This is a genomic window from Streptomyces sp. UH6, assembly GCF_013421635.1.
GTDB classification, from domain to species: Bacteria; Actinomycetota; Actinomycetes; order Streptomycetales; family Streptomycetaceae; genus Streptomyces; species Streptomyces abyssomicinicus.
Genome location: NZ_JACADT010000410.1, coordinates 1 through 4,817 on the forward strand (window position 1 = coordinate 1; position 4,817 = coordinate 4,817).

Below are 4,817 nucleotides of genomic sequence, written 5' to 3' on the forward strand. Positions count from 1 at the left end.
GGCGTCAGCCGGTGTTGCGCAGGCCGGCGGCCACGCCGTTGACGGTGAGCAGGAGGGCCCGCGACAGCAGCGGGTCGACCTCCTCGCCCGACGCCGCCGCGTCCCGCTGCCGCTTGAGCAGCGTGACCTGGAGGTAGGAGATCGGGTCGAGGTACGCGTCACGGATCGCGAAGGTCTGCTTCAGCACCGGGTTCGCGTCCAGCAGCTCGGACTCCCCGGTGACCCGCAGCACCTCCGCCACCGTGAGCTCGTGCTCGGCCCGGATCACGTCGAAGACGTGCTTCAGCTCGTCCGGCACCAGCGTGTCGACGTACAGCGAGGCGATCCGCAGGTCCGTCTTGGCCAGCGTCATCTCCACGTTGGAGACGAAGTTCCGGAAGAAGTGCCACTCCTGGTGCATCTCCTCCAGGACCGTGTCCAGCCCGGCCTCGCGCAGCGCCTTCAGACCGGAGCCGACGCCGAACCAGCCGGGGACGATCTGCCGGGACTGGGTCCAGCCGAACACCCACGGGATCGCCCGCAGCGAGTCCAGGCCGCCGCCCGCGTCGGGACGGCGCGAGGGCCGCGAGCCCAGGTGCAGGTCGGCCAGCTGGTCCACCGGGGTGGAGGCGAAGAAGTAGGCCGGCAGGTCCGGGTCCTCGACCAGCTTCCGGTACGCCACGTGCGCGGCGTCGGAGACGACCTCCATCGCCGCGTCCCAGCGGGCCAGCGCCTCCACCGACTGCCGCGGCGCGGTGTGCAGCGCGGACGCCTGGAGCGTCGCCGCCACCGTCAGCTCGAGGTTCTCCCGGGCCAGCGACGGCACCAGGTACTTGTCGGAGATGACCTCGCCCTGCTCGGTCACCTTGATCTCGCCCTCCAGCGTGCCCCACGGCTGCGCCAGCACCGCGTCGTGCGAGGGGCCGCCGCCGCGGCCGACCGTGCCGCCGCGGCCGTGGAAGAGCCGCAGCCGCACCCCGTGCCGGTGCGCCACGTCGCGCAGTCGCCGCTGGGCGCGGTGGATCTCCCACTGGCTGGTGGTGATGCCGCCGAACTTCGACGAGTCCGAGTAGCCGAGCATGACTTCCTGGACGTCGCCCCGCAGCGCCACCAGGCGCCGGTAGGACGGGTCGGAGAGCATGTCGTCGAGGATCGTGTCCGCGGCCTTCAGCTCGTCGGTGGTCTCCAGCAGCGGCACGATGCCGATCTTCGCCCAGCCGGCGTGCAGGTCCAGCAGCCCGGCCTCGCGGGCCAGCACCGCCGCCGCGAAGACGTCGTCCGCGCCCTGGCACATCGAGATGATGTACGACTCGATGACCTCCGGGCCGAAGACGTCCAGGGCCCGCTTGACGGTGTCGAAGGTGCCCAGCGTCTTGGTGCCCGCCTTGTCCAGCGGGGCCGGGCTCGGCGCCAGCGGGCGGCGCGAGCGCAGTTCCTTGGCGAGCAGCCGCGACCGGTAGTCCCGCGGCATGTCCGCGTACCGCCAGGACTCCTCGCCGAGGCGGTCGAACAGCTGGCCCAGCGCGTGGTGGTGGGCGTCGGCGTGCTCGCGCACGTCCATGGTGGCGAGCTGGAGGCCGAACGCCGACAGCGTGCGGATCGTGCGGTCCATCCGGCCGTCCGCGAACAGCCCGGCCCGGTGCTCGCGCAGCGAGGTCTGGATCAGCACCAGGTCGGCCAGCAGCTGGGCGGTGCCCAGGTAGTCACGGCCCGGCTCGTGGGCCGTGCCCTTGGCCAGCCGCTCCTTGGTGTTGAGCAGCTTCTGCCGGATGCACGTCGCCTTCAGCCGGTACGGCTCCTCGGCGTTCAGCCGCTTGTAGCGCGGGCTGATCTCGTGCAGCAGCTCCAGGTCCCGCTTCAGCGACTCCAGCAGCTCGTCTGTGGCGCCGGTGTAGCGGATCGAGTTGGACAGGAAGCCGCGCAGGTCGTCGATGAGCTCCAGCGCGTCGTTGATGCCGTGCTCGTGCTGCAGGATCAGCACGTCCCAGGTCACCTGCGGGGTGACGTTCGGGTTGCCGTCCCGGTCACCGCCGATCCAGGTGCCGAAGGTCAACGGCCGCGTCGCGTCGGGGAGCTCGACGCCGATCCGCTCCAGCTCGGCGGTCAGGTCCTCCAGCACGTCGCCGACCGGGCCGGCGTGCAGCTCGTCCAGGTAGTAGATGGCGTTGCGCGCCTCGTCGGCCGGCTCGGGGCGCACCACGCGCAGCTCGTCCGTCTGCCACACGAGGTCGATGTTCTCGGCCAGCCGGGTGTCGTGGCGGCGCCGGTCCGCCTCGATGACCGGGGTCTCCAGCAGGTGCGCGATCCGCCGCAGCTTGTTCAGCACCGAGCGGCGGGCGGCCTCCGTCGGGTGCGCCGTGAACACCGGACGGATGTTGAGGTTGCTCACCGTCTCCCGCAGGTGGGCCGGGTCCGCGTCCTTCAGCCGGTCCGCCGTACGGGCCAGCTGGCTGCCCTCCGCCGCCCGGCGCGCCCTCAGCTCGCGCCCCCGGTGCACCTGCTCGGTGACGTTCGCGAGGTGGAAGTAGGTGGAGAAGGCACGAACCAGCTTGGCGGCCGTCTCCAGCTCGGTGCCCCGGAGCAGCTCGGCAGCCGCCTCGCCGTCCTCCCGGGTCAGTCTGCGGACCTTCTCCACGAGTTCCAGCAGCTCAGGACCTTCCTGGCGGACCAGGGTCTGGCCCAGGAGATCACCCAGGCGGCGGATGTCGCTCCGCAGTTCGCTGCTCGTGGTGGTGGTCCGGTCGTCGACACTGCTCACAGGTGCGGCTCCTTGCAACGGTGAAGCTCTGTCTGGCAGGGCACCCGGACGCGCCACCCGTGCGGCCGTTCACGGCTTTTGGGGTCGGTTCGTCCGGGAAGAGACTGAATGAGGAGCGGACCGCGCTGTCCGACCGGTTCAAGGATAGGCAAGCGAGGGCACACGCGGGCGAGCGGCTCTTGCCGTGAGACAAGCCGCTGCCATACTTACGTTGCCGTAGGTTACGGAACCGTAGGAAGCGCAACACTGCAGGACACCGCCGCCTCGGCACTACTCATCAGTAGCTCCCAGCCGTTCTCAGCAGTTCTCACGCGTTCGAGGGATGCCCATGACGACCAGCTCCGAAGTGATCGACGAAGACTCGCGGCGCGCCTCGCCGCCACAGAACCTGCCCAAGGCCACCCTGGGTGGCGAGCAGAAGCGCTCGATCGAACAGATCGCCCTCCTCCTCTTCATCGTCGTCCCGTTCGTGGCCCTGCTGGCGGCCGTGCCGCTGGCCTGGGGCTGGGGGGTGAGCTGGCTCGACCTGGGCCTGATGGTCTTCTTCTACTACTGGGGCTGCCACGGTGTGACCATCGGGTACCACCGGCACTTCACGCACGGCTCCTTCAAGGCCAAGCGCCCGCTGAAGATCATGCTCGCCGTCATGGGCTCCATGGCCGTCGAAGGCCCCCTGGTCCGCTGGGTGGCCGACCACCGCCGCCACCACAAGTTCTCCGACGCCGAGGGCGACCCGCACAGCCCCTGGCGCTACGGCGAGAGCGTCCCCGCCCTGATCAAGGGCCTCTGGTGGGCCCACATCGGCTGGATGTTCGACGAGGAGCGCACCCCGCAGGAGAAGTACGCGCCCGACCTCATCAAGGACCCCGCGCTGCGCGCCATCTCCCGCCAGTTCATCCTCTGGACCGTGCTCTCGCTGGCGATCCCGCCGATCGTCGGCGGTCTGGTCACCATGTCCTGGTGGGGCGCCTTCACCGCGTTCTTCTGGGGATCACTCGTACGGGTGGCGTTGCTGCACCACGTGACGTGGTCCATCAACTCCATCTGCCACGCCACCGGCAAGCGCCCCTTCAAGTCCCGGGACCGTTCCGGCAACGTCTGGTGGCTGGCCGTCCTCTCCTGCGGCGAGTCCTGGCACAACCTGCACCACGCCGACCCCACCTCCGCGCGCCACGGCGTGTTCAAGGGACAGCTCGACTCCTCCGCCCGCTTCATCCGCTGGTTCGAGCAGCTGGGCTGGGCCTACGACGTCCGCTGGCCCTCCGCGGAGCGCATCGACGCACGACGTGATCCGGACGCCGACCGGTCCCGCCGGGCCCGCGCCACGGCCGACGCGGCATGATTGACATGTGGTGACCGACTCCAGCAGCTCCAGCGATTCCGAACGGCCCCGTGACGACACGCGGACCGAGAAGCCGCCCCGGCGCACGCGCCGCACCCGGATGACGGGCGCGGAACGCCGTCAGCAGCTGCTGGAGATCGGACGCACCCTCTTCGCCGCCAAGGGCTTCGAGGGAACCTCCGTGGAGGAGATCGCGGCGAAGGCCGGGGTCTCCAAGCCGGTGGTCTACGAGCACTTCGGCGGCAAGGAGGGCCTCTACGCGGTGGTCGTCGACCGCGAGATGCGGCGGCTGCTCGACATGGTCACCAGCTCCCTGACGGCCGGTCACCCGCGGGAGCTGTGCGAGCAGGCCGCGTTCGCGCTCCTCGACTACATCGAGGAGTACACGGACGGCTTCCGCATCCTGGTGCGGGACTCCCCCATCCCGCAGTCCACCGGGTCCTTCGCCTCACTGATCTCCGACATCGCCACCCAGGTCGAGGACATCCTCGGCCGCGAGTTCAAGAGCCGGGGGTTCGACCCCAAGCTCGCGCCGCTGTACGCGCAGGCGCTGGTCGGGATGGTCGCCCTCACCGGGCAGTGGTGGCTCGACGTACGCCGGCCGAAGAAGGCGGAGGTGGCCGCGCACCTGGTCAACCTCGCGTGGCACGGGCTCGACGGGCTCGAGCAGAAGCCGAAGCTCATCGGCCACCGCAAGTCCTGACCGCCTGCCGCCCGTCCGGCCCCGCGCGACGCCGA

General features: G+C 70.3%; 3 protein-coding genes. 2 read left to right on the forward strand and 1 reads right to left on the reverse strand.

Annotated elements, in window-relative coordinates; genetic code table 11:
• Positions 1–4 precede the first annotated feature (4 nt).
• A complete protein-coding gene (gene ppc, locus HW445_RS18740) occupies positions 5–2,737 on the reverse strand; it encodes a phosphoenolpyruvate carboxylase (RefSeq protein ID WP_180222150.1) in 2,733 nt (910 codons plus the stop codon).
• Between the two features lie 328 nt (positions 2,738–3,065).
• Here ppc and HW445_RS18745 point away from each other — a divergent pair, with 328 nt between their 5' ends.
• Together HW445_RS18745 and HW445_RS18750 are read left to right on the forward strand one after the other, a co-directional pair.
• Positions 3,066–4,079 (forward strand): fatty acid desaturase, encoded by a 1,014-nt coding sequence (locus tag HW445_RS18745; protein ID WP_180222151.1) that lies wholly within the window; start codon positions 3,066–3,068, stop codon positions 4,077–4,079.
• Positions 4,080–4,086: 7 nt separating this feature from the next.
• Positions 4,087–4,782 carry a TetR/AcrR family transcriptional regulator gene (locus HW445_RS18750; RefSeq protein WP_308799453.1) on the forward strand — a complete coding sequence of 232 codons (696 nt, stop codon included), beginning with the start codon at positions 4,087–4,089 and terminating at the stop codon, positions 4,780–4,782.
• The last annotated feature ends 35 nt before the right edge of the window (positions 4,783–4,817 follow it).

Coding starts and splice junctions, on each gene's coding strand:
- HW445_RS18745 (WP_180222151.1), top strand. CDS start 3,066: ATGACGACCAGCTCCGAAGTGATCGACGAAGACTCGCGGCGCGCCTCG.